General features: G+C 62.9%; 15 protein-coding genes and 3 tRNA genes. 4 read left to right on the top strand and 14 right to left on the bottom strand.

Annotated elements, in window-relative coordinates; genetic code table 11:
* Positions 1 to 27 precede the first annotated feature (27 nt).
* On the top strand, positions 28 to 2,130 hold the full coding sequence (gene pnp, locus AC3A35_RS24940) for a polyribonucleotide nucleotidyltransferase (protein ID WP_487439240.1): 2,103 nt from the start codon (positions 28 to 30) through the stop codon (positions 2,128 to 2,130).
* Positions 2,131 to 2,228: 98 nt separating this feature from the next.
* On the opposite strand, the gene dksA is transcribed toward pnp, so the two are convergent.
* A complete protein-coding gene (dksA, locus tag AC3A35_RS24935; protein WP_487439239.1) occupies positions 2,229 to 2,654 on the bottom strand; it encodes an RNA polymerase-binding protein DksA in 426 nt (141 codons plus the stop codon).
* 174 nt (positions 2,655 to 2,828) lie between these two features.
* On the opposite strand from dksA, the gene AC3A35_RS24930 reads away from it, so the two are divergent.
* The 3 genes from AC3A35_RS24930 (at position 2,829) to AC3A35_RS24920 (ending at position 3,128) form a co-directional block, all read left to right on the top strand.
* Positions 2,829 to 2,905, top strand: a tRNA-Pro gene (locus tag AC3A35_RS24930).
* Positions 2,906 to 2,931: 26 nt separating this feature from the next.
* Positions 2,932 to 3,008: transfer RNA gene (locus AC3A35_RS24925), tRNA-Arg, on the top strand.
* Between the two features lie 44 nt (positions 3,009 to 3,052).
* Positions 3,053 to 3,128: transfer RNA gene (locus tag AC3A35_RS24920), tRNA-His, on the top strand.
* 1,086 nt (positions 3,129 to 4,214) lie between these two features.
* Here the strand turns inward: AC3A35_RS24920 and AC3A35_RS24915 are convergent.
* From AC3A35_RS24915 to AC3A35_RS24855, 13 genes are all read right to left on the bottom strand, one after another.
* The gene (locus AC3A35_RS24915; RefSeq protein WP_487439238.1) at positions 4,215 to 4,427 is read right to left on the bottom strand and encodes a hypothetical protein; all 213 of its coding nucleotides are present in this window, start codon (positions 4,425 to 4,427) and stop codon (positions 4,215 to 4,217) included.
* A gap of 483 nt (positions 4,428 to 4,910) precedes the next feature.
* Positions 4,911 to 5,225, bottom strand: a complete 315-nt coding sequence (locus AC3A35_RS24910; protein WP_487439237.1) for a P27 family phage terminase small subunit — start codon at positions 5,223 to 5,225, stop codon at positions 4,911 to 4,913.
* Positions 5,226 to 5,314: 89 nt separating this feature from the next.
* Positions 5,315 to 5,545: a hypothetical protein gene (locus tag AC3A35_RS24905; protein WP_487439236.1), complete on the bottom strand. Its 231-nt coding sequence runs from the start codon at positions 5,543 to 5,545 to the stop codon at positions 5,315 to 5,317.
* Positions 5,529 to 5,966, bottom strand: coding sequence for a hypothetical protein (locus AC3A35_RS24900; RefSeq protein ID WP_487439235.1), 438 nt, complete (start codon positions 5,964 to 5,966; stop codon positions 5,529 to 5,531). Before AC3A35_RS24900 ends, AC3A35_RS24905 begins: the two co-directional genes overlap by 17 nt.
* Positions 5,967 to 5,970: 4 nt before the next feature.
* Positions 5,971 to 7,026, bottom strand: coding sequence for a phage major capsid protein (locus AC3A35_RS24895; RefSeq protein WP_487439234.1), 1,056 nt, complete (start codon positions 7,024 to 7,026; stop codon positions 5,971 to 5,973).
* Between the two features lie 118 nt (positions 7,027 to 7,144).
* The gene (locus AC3A35_RS24890; RefSeq protein WP_487439233.1) at positions 7,145 to 7,402 is read right to left on the bottom strand and encodes a helix-turn-helix domain-containing protein; all 258 of its coding nucleotides are present in this window, start codon (positions 7,400 to 7,402) and stop codon (positions 7,145 to 7,147) included.
* On the bottom strand, positions 7,399 to 7,551 hold the full coding sequence (locus tag AC3A35_RS24885; protein ID WP_487439232.1) for a hypothetical protein: 153 nt from the start codon (positions 7,549 to 7,551) through the stop codon (positions 7,399 to 7,401). The genes AC3A35_RS24890 and AC3A35_RS24885 overlap by 4 nt, the downstream gene beginning before the upstream one ends.
* A 199-nt stretch (positions 7,552 to 7,750) precedes the next feature.
* Entirely contained in the window at positions 7,751 to 9,997 is a 2,247-nt protein-coding gene (locus tag AC3A35_RS24880) for a phage/plasmid primase, P4 family (RefSeq protein WP_487439231.1), read from the bottom strand.
* Positions 9,988 to 10,203 carry a hypothetical protein gene (locus tag AC3A35_RS24875; RefSeq protein WP_487439230.1) on the bottom strand — a complete coding sequence of 72 codons (216 nt, stop codon included), beginning with the start codon at positions 10,201 to 10,203 and terminating at the stop codon, positions 9,988 to 9,990. Before AC3A35_RS24875 ends, AC3A35_RS24880 begins: the two co-directional genes overlap by 10 nt.
* Positions 10,200 to 10,373, bottom strand: a complete 174-nt coding sequence (locus AC3A35_RS24870; protein WP_487439229.1) for a hypothetical protein — start codon at positions 10,371 to 10,373, stop codon at positions 10,200 to 10,202. The genes AC3A35_RS24875 and AC3A35_RS24870 overlap by 4 nt, the downstream gene beginning before the upstream one ends.
* Positions 10,370 to 10,585 (bottom strand): helix-turn-helix transcriptional regulator, encoded by a 216-nt coding sequence (locus tag AC3A35_RS24865; protein ID WP_487439228.1) that lies wholly within the window; start codon positions 10,583 to 10,585, stop codon positions 10,370 to 10,372. The genes AC3A35_RS24870 and AC3A35_RS24865 overlap by 4 nt, the downstream gene beginning before the upstream one ends.
* Positions 10,586 to 10,663: 78 nt before the next feature.
* Positions 10,664 to 11,263 carry a hypothetical protein gene (locus AC3A35_RS24860; protein WP_487439227.1) on the bottom strand — a complete coding sequence of 200 codons (600 nt, stop codon included), beginning with the start codon at positions 11,261 to 11,263 and terminating at the stop codon, positions 10,664 to 10,666.
* Positions 11,260 to 12,552 carry a site-specific integrase gene (locus tag AC3A35_RS24855; RefSeq protein WP_487439226.1) on the bottom strand — a complete coding sequence of 431 codons (1,293 nt, stop codon included), beginning with the start codon at positions 12,550 to 12,552 and terminating at the stop codon, positions 11,260 to 11,262. The genes AC3A35_RS24860 and AC3A35_RS24855 overlap by 4 nt, the downstream gene beginning before the upstream one ends.
* Positions 12,553 to 13,321 lie beyond the last annotated feature (769 nt).

The raw sequence follows: 13,321 nt of genomic DNA, 5'->3' as shown, positions 1-13,321 counted from the left end.
CGCTGCATTCATTTAAAGGAAATTCTCTTGCCTACCTCCATTAAAAAAACCTTCGCCTACGGCGCCCACACCGTTACCCTTGAAACCGGCGAGATCGCGCGTCAGGCGGGCGGTGCAGTGATCGTCAATATGGACGATACCGTGGTTCTCGCGACCGTCGTCGCCGCCAAGGATGCCAAGCCCGGTCAGGACTTCTTCCCGCTAACCGTCGACTACGTCGAGAAGTTCTATGCCGCCGGGCGCATTCCCGGTGGTTTCTTCAAGCGCGAAGGCCGCCCGACCGAGAAAGAGATCCTGACGTGCCGTCTGATCGATCGTCCGATCCGGCCGCTGTTTCCGGAAGGCTTCTACAACGAAGTCCAGGTCATCGTCACGGTGCTGTCGCTGAATCCGGAAATCGACTCCGACATTCCGGCAATGATCGGCGCTTCCGCTGCGCTGGCAATCTCCGGCATTCCGTTCGACGGCCCGATCGGTGCCGCCCGCGTGGGTTACCTCGATGGCCAGTACCTGCTGAATCCGACCGCCGAAGAGCTCAAGACCAGCGAACTCAATCTCGTCGTCGCCGGTACCGAAGCCGCCGTGCTGATGGTCGAGTCCGAAGCCCGCGAGCTGTCCGAAGAGGTCATGCTCGGTGCCGTGGTGTTCGGCCATGATCAGCTCCAGCACGCCATTCGCGCGATCAACGAACTGGTCGAAGTCGCCGGCAAGCCCGAATGGACCTGGCAACCACCGGCGCGCAATGAAGCGCTGATCGCGCGTATTGCCGAACTGGCCAAGGACGAACTCGAGCAGGCCTTCAACATCACCAGCAAGCAGGCGCGTAGCGAGCGTGTCAACGAGATCCGCAAGCGGACTGTCGCTGCGGTGACCGAAGGGCTGGACAGCCCACCGTCGTTGAACGAAGTGAAGGATATCTTCTTCAACCTCGAGTCCGGTATCGTCCGCAGCCGCATCCTGAACGGCGAACCCCGCATCGACGGTCGTGATACCCGCACCGTGCGTCCGATCGAGATCCGCACCGGCGTGTTGCCGCGTACCCATGGCTCGGCGCTGTTCACCCGCGGCGAAACCCAGGCGCTCGTGGTGGCAACGCTGGGGACCGGTCGCGACGAGCAGATCATCGATGCGATCGCCGGCGAGTATCGCGAGAACTTCATGCTGCACTACAACTTCCCGCCGTTCTGCACCGGCGAGACCGGCCGTTTCGGCGCGACCAAGCGCCGCGAAGTCGGTCACGGTCGTCTGGCAAAGCGCGCCCTGATTGCCGCGCTGCCCAACCCGGAAGACTTCAGCTACACCGTGCGTCTGGTCTCGGAGATCACCGAGTCGAACGGTTCGAGTTCGATGGCCTCGGTGTGCGGCGGTTCGCTTGCACTGATGGACGCCGGCGTGCCGATGAAGGCGCACGTGGCGGGCATCGCCATGGGCCTGATCAAGGAAGGCAACCGCTTCGCGGTGCTGACCGACATCCTCGGTGACGAAGATCACCTCGGCGACATGGACTTCAAGGTTGCGGGTACCGAGAACGGTGTCACCGCGCTGCAGATGGACATCAAGATCCAGGGCATCACCAAGGAAATCATGAAGGTGGCGCTGTCGCAGGCGGGTGTGGGCCGGATGCATATCCTCGGCCTGATGAAGCAGTCGCTCGATACCGCCCGGGGCGAAGTGTCGGAGTTCGCGCCGCGCATGATCACGATCAAGATCAATCCGGAAAAGATCCGCGACGTGATCGGCAAGGGTGGAGCGGTCATTCGCGGTCTGCAGGAAGAAACCGGCGCCGTGATCGAGATTCAGGACGACGGCAATGTCACCATTTCCTGCGTCAGCGCCGAAGGCGCCCAGGCCGCCAAGGCAAAGATCGAGGCCATTACCGCCGAGGTCGAAGTGGGCAAGGTCTATGAGGGCACGGTGATCCGTCTGCTCGACTTCGGCGCGATCGTGAATATCATGCCGGGCCGCGACGGCCTGCTGCATGTATCGCAGATCGCCAACGAGCGCGTGAATAACGTCGCCGACTACGTCAAGGAAGGCCAGGCGGTGCGCGTGAAGGTGCTGGAGACCGACGAGCGTGGCAAGATCCGTCTCAGCATGAAGGCCTTGCTCGAGCCGCAGTCGGCAAGCTGATCATCTGATCGTGCGACAATCAGAAAAGGACGCTACGGCGTCCTTTTTTTCCATCGCCAGGGTTCGCTTTCGGGTCGGCGCCCGTCGGCAGCGGGCGCTCAACGAGCGATCTGGCGCTCCCGGATCTCCTCCAGCGTCTTGCAGTCGATGCACAACGTGGCCGTCGGGCGGGCTTCCAGCCTCTTCAGACCGATTTCGACCCCGCAGCTGTCACAGTAGCCGTACTCGCCTTCTGCGATCCGGCTGAGAGCCTCGTCGATCTTCTTGATCAGCTTGCGTTCGCGATCCCGATTGCGCAGTTCCAGGGCCATGTCGGTCTCCTGGCTGGCGCGGTCGTTGGGGTCGGCAAAGACCGTCGGTTCATCCTGCATTGCATGCACGGTGCGCTCGATGTCCTCCATCAGTTCCTGTTTGAGTGAGGTGAGCATCTTGCTGAAGTGTGCAGTCTGCTTCTTGCTCATGTACTCCTCTTCGGGAGCGGGGCTATAGGACGGGAACGGTTGATGCAAGAGGTCTTCAGGCATGACTGCAGTCCATTTATAGTCGGAGAAGTTTGGGGATGAATCTAAATAGCAGAAAAGAAACGCGTCAGCAAGGCGGCGGACATCATGCCCGGATTTGCCGGACGGCGGCCCCCGGTGGTGATTTGAACGAAAAGTTTGACGTCCGGAAAAAGAGTCGGTAAAGTGCGCGTCTCTCGGGGTGTAGCGCAGCCTGGTAGCGCATCTGCTTTGGGAGCAGAGGGTCGTGAGTTCGAATCCCACCACCCCGACCAGCTTCACCCCGAAATGCCCGCGGGATCTGCCCGTAGCTCAATTGGATAGAGCACCGGCCTTCTAAGCCGGGGGTTGCAGGTTCGATCCCTGCCGGGCAGGCCAGAGACAGTTATCCGGATCTTGTCTTTGACAGGATCCAGACGGTGGCGGCATTAGCTCAGTTGGTAGAGCGTTGGATTGTGGCTCCAAAGGTCACCGGTTCAAAACCGGTATGTCGCCCCAAATAAACAAGCACTTAGCGGGATCTTCCCGCAGGTGCAAAAGCCACAGTAAGCAGGTAGTAAGCACGAAGGCCCGGCGAAAACCGGGCCTTTTTTTTCACGCTGGGTGCTGTGGTCACCAGCACACCCCCGCGCTCCTCTCGACGGCATGGCGTAACCTTGATCCAGTTCATGCGACAGGCGCATAGGGAATCTCACCGCACCACCTCAAATAGGACAATGCGCAAGGCTGCGCGGATAGATGCCATAGGGGAAAGTCATGATGATGCGTTCGACGTTGGCCGTATTGGCTGCAGCCATCCTATCGGGCGGGTGTGCTGCTCACTTAGAGAAACGGAAGGCTCTACAGGAGGAGGTTAGGCGAACGGCCCCCACTTGCAGTACCGATCAAGATTGTTCAGTAATGTGGTCTTCAGCACGGAGATGGGTGCTGGATAACTCGTCGCGAAAAATTCAGCACATCACCGACGATTTTATCGAGACGTACAACCCTGAGCCATACTCAGTGAATATTGCCGTTCGCGTGACGATGGATCCAATGCCAGACGGACGCAAGCGCTTGGATGTTTCTGTTTGGTGCAATAACCTTTTCGGCTGTCGGCCCGATTCCCTTGAAGCATCCCTTTCGTTCAATCGTGCCGTTTCAGGGTCTGTGCCGGGAAGGCGGACAGCGGCAATGCGCAGCAAGTCGGAAGGCGAGAGAGGGGAGGCTGCACCACCCGCCGCTACTGATGACTCATCATCCAAAGACGCTGTGACTGCGAGCGCTACGCTCGCTGCGAACGGATGCCAAACAACAGGCCTACCGCTTAAGTTCAAGGAGAACGGCGGAGTGAGCTTTTACGAGGCTAGATGCTCTGACGGTCGCCTTGTTCATTCGGTTTGCGAATCCGGCTCCTGCCGGCTCCGCACGTCGAAGGACTAGACGCCCGCGGTTGATTACACAGCATGATCGGGCCCGGGTGTCCCGTCATCCGGGTCCGGTCGGGGGCAAAGTTCATGATTCGCGGGCACCCGCGTCCGCCTGAGTGGCCGGTGCCGCTCGCCGCCGAGGGGCAAAGTGCACCCACGCCCCCGGACGGGTAGGTCAGTCGCGGCCGGCAGGCTTCAGACAATCAACGCTCACGCTTGCCAGGTCGCTCACATGCAAGTGGATACCGGGCGCCCGCAGGAGCCACGCCTTGCCGACACGGGTGACTTGGATAGCCCGCCGTTCACATTCAGCCAGGATGGCGGCGCGTCGGCGTTCAAGTTGGCGTGGTCCCGGCTTCCACGCGGGCTCCCAGTCATTTTCGCTCATGCCTTGCTCCTATCGGCCGGCCCCGATCCGCGGCTTCCAGATCGAGGCACTGCTCCACGGCCTCCAGTAGCGACGGGCGACGAAGCGCCCGCCACGGCTCCAGCCTGCACACGTGCTCGGCCAGCCGGCGGCGGGTCGGCTCATTGTCGAACCGTCCGGCCGCCAGCGCCTCGCGGGCACGCTCAATGATGGCTTGCCGTCGGTCCAGTTCGCGCAGGCGGCGGGCGCTTCGACGGGTTGCGCGGGCCACGTTCATCCCCAGGGCGTGCCTACCGGCTCGGGCGGCGCGCCAAACTCAAGCCAGCCCCAGGACGTTCCCGGGTTCGACTGAGTGCGGCAGAACGTCCACCCGTGCACCCGCCACAGACGCGCAAATTCGGCCCGCTCGATGTGATTGGATCCACACCCGACGAGAAATAGCGCAGTCACATCGGGCGGCAGTGACGTGGCGCGCCCGCGCCGGGTTCGCTTGCTCGGCATGGCTCAGCTCCCGGGCGGGCGGCCCGGCCCGTCGCGCAAAGGTTCAAGGTCGAGATTCAGCGCCTTGAGCCCGGCCATCAGGGCGGCTCGAGAATCACGTTCGACCGACAGCAACGGGTGCGCCTTTCGCTGGCCGAAGCGGTCGGACACACAGGCGCCATCTCGTGCGATGGCCTCCTGACATTCGCGCAGCCGGTCAAAGGCTTCCAGCGCCGATTGCAGCATCAGCAGCCCGGCCTCGTCGCCGATGCCGTATTCGTCGACGATCCGTTGCCACAATTCGGCGGACTCGGGGCGGAGGTGCGGTGGAGTTTTCAAAAGGAGATCCTCAAATTCGTTAACGCGATTGGGGGCGGCCGGTGTACTGTGTCTTTGGGGTCGAACCTCAGATAGCCCCCCGTCATATTTCAGTCGGCCCGGCACAGCACTGGCGGCGATCCGTCTGCCGGCATCGTGCAAACGTAGGTCCGACCGTCGCTCGCCTCGAACATCATCTGCAGCGTCCCGTCCTCGGCGTGCTCCTGGCTATGGAAGTCGAAGCGCGGGGCGTCGAGCGCATCGGCCAGGGGCCGCAAGGCTTCGCGCAGCACAGGCCGTAAGCCTTCCAGGTGGTCCAAGCCATCAGTTGTCATCTTCATTGCGTACCCCTCTTGCATTGTGGCCATCGCGGCCCTTTTTACAGGCCAGGCTCCACCCGGAACCCGGTCCGTCGCCCGGCGCTTCGCTCGTTGGCGCGGAGCACGCATAGATTGATCCGCGATGAGTTACAAAGTCGCCGGGCGTGTAGTGCTCCGATGATCGGAACACCCCGCGATATGCCAGGGACTTGCGGCCTTCCACCTCTGCCAGACGTTGCTCCGCCTCGGCGACGCGCTTCTCCAAGGCCGCGATGTGGGCCGCCGCATCGGCGGTAGCCAGTCCGAGCATCCGCATCACACCGGCGAGCAAGCCCGAGGTGAAGGTCATCGGTTTGCGATCTGCCCGCATCTCCTCGATAAAGGCCCCTTTCATGCGGTCGCAGGTCGCGGCGTTTGCCGCATTCGGGTCAAAGGTCGCCATGACATCAGCCTCCCGACGATCCGGCAAAGCCGGTGATGCGCACCACAGCGCCCTCGCGGGTGACCTTCCAGTTGATTGCGCGGGTTTGAATCACGCCCACGCTTTCGGTGGTGAAGAGATTGACATATGTCTTTGTCGCGGCGGTCGGCGCAAGGGCGTCGGCGGTCGGCTCTGCGTCAAGCTCGACGGTCGCGCTATCGCTCTGATGCAGGCTGATGCCCAGGTCAACGAGTGCGACCGCCGACCCGTCGATGATGGTGATCTCGTCCGCGTCGGCCGCCTCGGAAGTGATCGCGGGCAGGCCTCCCAGGGTGCCGCCCTTTGCGCCAATGTCTGCCGCGACGCCTCGGCCGCCGGCCTTCAGTCCGATCAGCGCGGCGGTGCGGGGATGAAGGACCACGCTTGTGCTGTCGTAGTGACCAGCGAACAGGTCGAGCGCCGCAGCCACATCCTCGGCCAGATCGCCCGTCGACGCGACGGTCGGCTGGTCATAGGTCACGCTGGCGGGCCGCTTCCGCGCGATACCCTCGCCAGCCGGGTCGATGAAGGCCAGGTCCACCGCGTGCTGGATGGCGCGCCTCAATCCACGGAGCACCAGCGCCTCGGCCTCGGCCGAAGCATTCTTCAACAGCTCATTCGGGAACGCGGAAAACGAGCTGACCCGGAGCGGCCGCATGGCGTCATGCGCCAATGTGCCGCCGGAAATTTGGACGGCCCGCCCTTCCTCGACCCAATGTGCCACTGCATCGTCAAGGGTGACGAACGGGGTTTGACTCGGAACGCGCGCAAGGCCCTGCAGGCGCCCCAGAATGGACTGCTGCGCGACGCCGTCAAGATATTCAGCGCTGGCCCCATCCGCAAGCTCGCCCCATTGCTCGATGGCGAGCGCGCCGTACTGCTTGACGAAAACCGAGCACTTGCGCATGAAGCCGTGGACTGCCTGGTTGCCGCCCCAGCGTGCTTCGGCAAGCTCGAGCGCGCCGGGCCAGCTCTTTTGCAACATCAACGCAATGGCTGCTCGCGCATATGAGGTTCCGCGTGGTTGAATTGAAACGGCCATTTTCAGTACTCCAAGTGGGTGTGTTCAGTGCATGTATCTTCGCCCACCCGCCCAGCGCGCGCAGCCGGGCAGGGGGGCGGTTGCGTGACGGCGCGTGATGCCGCGTGATGCCGCGTGATCATTCGTTCACCAATCGTTGCCGCTCGATGAATTCCGCCAGGTCGGCAATCCGATATGTCGGGCGCGAGGTCACTTTGTAGGAGGTGGGACCGGCACCAGCGCTGCGCCAGTTGGTGAGCGTCCCGACCGCTATGCCGAGCAGTTGCGCGGCCGTCTCATCGTTCACGCGCTGATCGCCACTCATCCAGACGCCGGACTCGCGCACGGCGGCCAGCAACATCGCGGCGCAGGCTTCGATGCGCTCGTCATCGGTCATTTCGCGTTGTCCTCCAGCGGCGCCGGCTCGGCGTCGAGCTCGAGCACGGGCACAGCAGCGACCGCAGCGATATGCTCATTGAGTACGCGCTCCAGGCCGACCGGCTCTTGATACTTGCGGACGGTCGGCGAGATCCCCAGCCAGTGCACCAGCCAGACGCGGCAAGTAGGTCTGATCCGTCCACAAATAGCGGCGGGCCACCGGGGGCGCGAGGGGCGTGAGTGGCGCGAGGTTCTACATTACCTTGTATTAATCCCCCTACTTTGCGATCTATAAAGTCTTCGATCTCACATGGGGTAATCTCGAAGCTCGCGCCACTCACGCCCCTCGCGCCTCTTTTTGCGGATCTCATGTGTATGTCTCCACCGGTCGGGGGGTTAGCCCGTGGATCATCCGGACGCCCTGCGCGCCTTTGGCGGCCTGCATCCCCAGGCGCTCTAGCCGTGCGGTGAAATTCTTCCGGTTGAGCGTGCGGCGGATGCCGCTTGACGTCGCCCACGACTGATAGGCGCGGTACAGATCGCCCGAGGTGCATTTCGCAGCCGGCTCGACCGTGCAGGCATCCTCGACGAACTGCGCCACCTGGTCGGCCTCCATCCGCCACGCGCGCCCCGCGCTGACACTGGATGTCGGAAGCGTGAATTCGCCTCGGGCGATTACCCCGGCGACGGCCTTCAGACTTGCCGCCAGGATGCCGGGCAGCTCCTGAATCAGTTTGTCCTTCAGGTGCGGGTCGCGCTGCTCGCCGTAGAACTTGCGATTGAAGGTGAGCACGACGGCCCGGCGAAACAGCGCATCGCTGAAGTCCCGCGTGTGTGGCATGTGGTTCGTGCCAAGCCAGATCGTCGCGAAGGGCGTGAATTCGAAAGGCGGGCGCAGTTTGTGTTCGGCCGTTGTGAGCTCACCCGACACGATGGCCTTCAGTTGAGCGTCGGCGATCTCCGAGCCCTCGGCGATCTCGGTCACGATGTTCGCGAGGCGGCCGTGCAGGTGGGCCCGCTGGAAGCGGTTTTCGAACTGTGATGGTTGAACAGCGGCGACGTACTGCGGGCCTACCAGTGCTTCGACCACGCCCAGCAGCACGCTTTTTCCATTCGCCCCGCTGCCGATCAGCAGGAAGAACTTTTCGAATCGGCACGTCGTCAGCAGGGTGTAGCCGATGGCCTCCAGCACGCACCGCGTTTTATCGCTGGCGTCCGGGTCACCGTCGAAAACCTCCTGCGCGAACTGATCGAAGCGGGGGCACGGCGCCTGCGGGTCATAGGCGACGGGTAGCTGTGTGGTCAGGTGGTCGTCTCGGCTGTGCGGGTCGAGTCGCCAAACCCCGCCGTCGAGCCGCAAGGTGCCATTCCGGACGTTCACCCGCGTCCAGTCCGTCTGCCGGTCGAAGGGTGATTCCGGCGCGAAGAGTTCCGTTTTCAGCAGGTCGGCCGCGCCGTCGACAAGCGTCCGGGTCACCTTGCCGCCATCGGCCAGGGCGGCGTGTACCGTCTGCTTAATCTCTCGGTCGTCGGTCTTCCGCCATACACCCGACGTGCTCCAGCGCCAGAAGGTCACCTGCGCGTAAATCACGTTTCCCTCGCCCAGCCGGTTGACGACTTCGCGGGCGAGCTGCAGGTGGTCGCCGGGGGCGTTCTGCGCGCCGCCACCGCTCGGAGTCCGCAGGTTCGCCCAACGCTCAAGGCTCCGGCCCGTGATACCGCCGGGCGTCCGCGACAGAGAGACCCACTTGCGCCGGTCCTCGGTCTCGACATGCTTGCTGCTACCCGCGCTCCACAGGTGGAACAGGTCGTAGCCCTGCCCGCCGGTTTCGTGGTGCACGGCCATCATGACGCCCAGGTATGAAGGCTGCCCGCCGTCATCCTCATATGGCAAATCGTCGTTCGGGATTCGTTGCAGGCATTCCGCGATGCGCTCGCGGCTCAGGCGTCCCGCTTGGTTCGTCTGCGGTGTTTGCGGGCCAGCCTTGACCAGAGGCGCACACGCCCGTTCTACTGCAGCTTGTCTCTCGTGGATCGCTTGGGGCGCGTCGGCGGCGCGCCAGCCCGTGACCGTGAAGTATCGCCCACGGTCGTAGACCTCCACACGGCCACCCTGAAACGCCTGGCTCTTGGATCGCAGCTCCGACGCGTCCGCCTTGATTAGAACGTGGTAGCCGGTGCCGCTCGGGGTCGTCTCGGTGTAGCTGTCCAACGCCTCGATGATGCCTTGCGCCCAGGGTTCGCCTTTGCACTTGTCCAGATCGACGCCGCAGAACGGATCCTCTGCGGTGAACACAAACCCGATGCCGTCGAAGCGTTCGGCGTGATGTTCGGCAAGAGCGCGGTCAAACGTCGCCCAGGTGCTCCGGTCGGTCGTCTTCGCCAGGCCGCCCCCATCTGCGCGATATGGCACCTTGTCCCACTTTTTGCCGTTCCACTGCCACCGCCAGCAGACCCATTGCCGCAGTTCCTTCAACTCGCTGGGGACGTTCTCGCCGTTTACCGGGGTCGGCGCAGGCTTCGGCGGGGGTTGCGCGGGAACGTTGCTTTCAGGTATCGGAGTGGGAAGGCAGAAGGCACGCCGCAGTTCGTCGGGGGAATGTCTTATTTGCACGATGGTAGGCCCTCCAGCGTGCGGGCGATCAGCCCCAGCAGCAGCTCCCCGGCGGCGAGGATCGCGGCAGCCGCATCCGGGGCACCCCGCGTCCACCGCCAATAGGCGAATCGGTTGACGAGTTCGCTTTCCGTCGCGGTATGATTGCTGTGTGTGATTTGGACGGCGCCATCCTGCCCAGGGGCGCCGTTTTTGTTGTCTGTCATCTGGCTGCCTCCCTGCGGGCGGCGCGCTCGGCCTTCAGCTTGGCGCGCTCCAGCTCACGGCGGCCTTCACGGCTGCAGGCGAGCATCTCCAGGCGGAGAGTCGGGCAGGTGGCCTGCTGTCGGCGGGCACGGACCAGATCAACGGTCCGGCGGGTAAGTGCGCCGCTCATGATGCGTTGCTGCTCGAGCAACGGGGAGCGGACAGCTTCGACTCGATCCATGTATCGAGGTCTGCCGGGTCGTACACGGCGCGATTGCCGAAAAGCCGATACCGGGGGCCTCCCCCAGTCGTTACGACTTTCTGCAGTGTCGTGTGGGAGAAGCGCAAGCCGCGCTCAGTCAGATATTGGGCGGCCTCGCGGCGGTCAAGAAAGCGGGTCATTTGCTGGTCCTCACTAGTTGTTACGGTGAGGACCAGCGTACGGACTATCTATGCCTTAAGCATTCTCGCGGAGTTCGGTTAAGTTTTTCGGTTGATCTGATTCGCAAGCAGATCGTCAAGCGGGTTCGCCGCGGGTGTCGAGCGGGCGGCCGACACCTTCTTCCAGTCCGAATATCGCTTCTGCACCTCGTTAACGGAAATGCCGACCGGCTTGGCGGACGGGTCGCCGGACTGGTCGGCGCCGGACTGGTCGAGCTTGGCAAACTGATCGCCGACCCGCTCGGCGAGTTCTTTCTTCTTGAGCTTCTTCGCGGGGTCACGCTTCCTGTTCATAAGCCGTGCGATGTGGTACGCCTCCACAATGTCGCGGCTGCGTTCCTGCCCCGCCAGCAGGGTGCCACGCTGAGCCCCGCCGCCTGCGCTCTTGAGTTCCAATGCCTCGGCGACATCGTCGGAACTGCCCGCCTTCATGAGGTTGGCGCCGTACTGGTCGAGTTTGGCAAGGATGGTTTCGGGAACCGGCATGCCGGCTTGCCGATACTCGGCGTAGGCCTTCCAGATCAGCAGGCCATTCCCCGTAACGTCGTACAGGGCCATGTGGCGCGATGCATTCTCCGATACCGCCCACGCAATGATGCTTTGGTCGACGGCGTTGAAGTCTTGAAAGCGCCCCGTCACGCTCGTGTCCCCCGATTCAGGGGCACAACCTCTGCGCGATCGTCGTCCGACTTGCCGGCCATCCCCGCCAGCGCGACCGACGCGGCCCGTTCGGCAATGGTCTTGCGGGCGTTCTCGGCAATGTGGATGTAGCGCATGGTCGTCTCCACCTGCTTGTGCCCGAGCAGCTCCATCAGTTCGACAGCGGAAGCGCCTTGCATCGCAAAGCTGGTGCCGATGGAGTGCCGCAGGCCGTGCAAGCCCAGGCCAGCGGGGAGGGCGGCACGGGCGCGCACCTTCGGCCACTCGCGACCCAGCTCGATCGGACCGTTACCGCGCCAGGCCCGGAACACATAACCGTCGGGGTCGCCGGCCGGTTGTCGCGCGATGAGAACCTGCGCCTCGGCGGGCAGCGTAATGACGCGCGGTTTGCCGCTGCGGTGGCCGGTCTTGTGCGCGTGTGGCGGCAACACGAGGCGACCGGCCTTCAGGTCAACGTAACTCCAGCGCAGCCCCGAGACTTCCCCGCGTCTGGCGCCGGTCAGCGCAATCAGGCGGATCGCATCGGCAGCGGCGGGGCGCATGCGCTTTTCGTCCTCCAGCGCCTGGATAGCCTCGAACATCCGCCGATACTCGTCGGCGCCGTCCAGGATCGTGTCGCGTGTGCCGGTCTGCCAGCACTTCATCGTGTTGGCCGGGTTGTCCTTCACGAAACCTTGCTCGATCGCCCATTTGTAAATTGCGGAGATCATCAGCACGGACTTATCGGCGGTGCCTTTGCCCCCTCGCACGCGCGCTAGGCCACGGTGGCCGGTCTTGATGTCGGCGGCGGTCTTGCCCTCGGTCACTTCGCGGTGCATGCGCTTGATCATCTCGGGCGTCACGCGATCCGCAAAATGCTTGCCAAGCAGGGGGCGCAAGTGCCGTTCAATGCGGCCTCGGTCAACGGTGCGTGTGGTCGCGGCCTTCGCCTGGAATGCCTCGCTCTCGAGGTAGGCGTCAAGCAAGTCGGCCACAGTTTCGGCCTTCCGGCGTTCCTGCTTTTCGCCTTGAGGGTCACCACCTGCATGCACCTGGAACGACAAGTCTTTCGCCTTGCGCCGGGCCTGGTCGGTCGTCAGCGTGTCCGACAGTTTGCCGATGGTCACGCGGCGGGTGCGGCCTTCGGGCGTCCGGTATTGGTAGACGAACGACTTCACTCCGGACGGGAACAGCTTGACGCCGAAGCCCTTTATCTCGTCATCCCATACGAATAGTTCACGGTCGGGTGTCTGCAGTTTTTCAATAGATGCTTTTGTCAGTTTTGGCATGGTCCACACCTCATCCAGTGGTCGCACAGTAAGCAGATAGTAAGCACGACAGGGTAAAAACGGGGTCGAGTTCTGGAATGAAGAGTAAGGCTTTTAGCCAATAAATACAACGGTTAAGTAGTGTTCAGTATTGGTGTAGTAAGCACCGGAAATGCTGCAAAACTTGGATTGTGGCTCCAAAGGTCACCGGTTCAAAACCGGTATGTCGCCCCAAGCTACACAAGCGGTTCTGGCAGTTATCCACAGCAGTGGATAATCTACAAAAGCCGAACTGTTCTACAAAACGGCCAGCCGATGCGCTGGCCGTTTTCATTTCACAGGTCGAACTTTGTCGCCGCGCCTCTTTCTGATGTAGTGCTCGGTCATGTCACGCTTCGTATGCCCGAGCAGCTTTTGAGCGTGCTCCAACCCCGCTGAGTCGCTGCCTGCCTTTGCTCTCAAGTCGCGGAACTGGATCGGCGAACTCGCGTGCCCGCTCGATCTTACGGCGTCCATAATCGAGGTATCAACATAATCGGCCTGACCTGCCGTTGGTCGGGCGCGCACAATCAGACGGCAATGCGCCGGTTACCTGTCGTTCACCTGCTTGTGGCAGTCAATGACCGCTTCCCTGTCCGATGAACTACAAGTTCGACCCACAGGTGACGGTCGTCCGCGCGCCCTCTCTCGGTCCGCTCGCGGGGCGGAGCCGCCACTCGACGCGGTCATCCGGCAGAAGTCCGGCCATCTTGGCGTCAAGTCCAGGGGCGCAGGATACCGATAGAGCTTC

This window comes from Azoarcus sp. Soil_N_20 (assembly GCF_057656155.1).
This window is presented reverse-complemented; position numbering and strand designations above follow the sequence as displayed.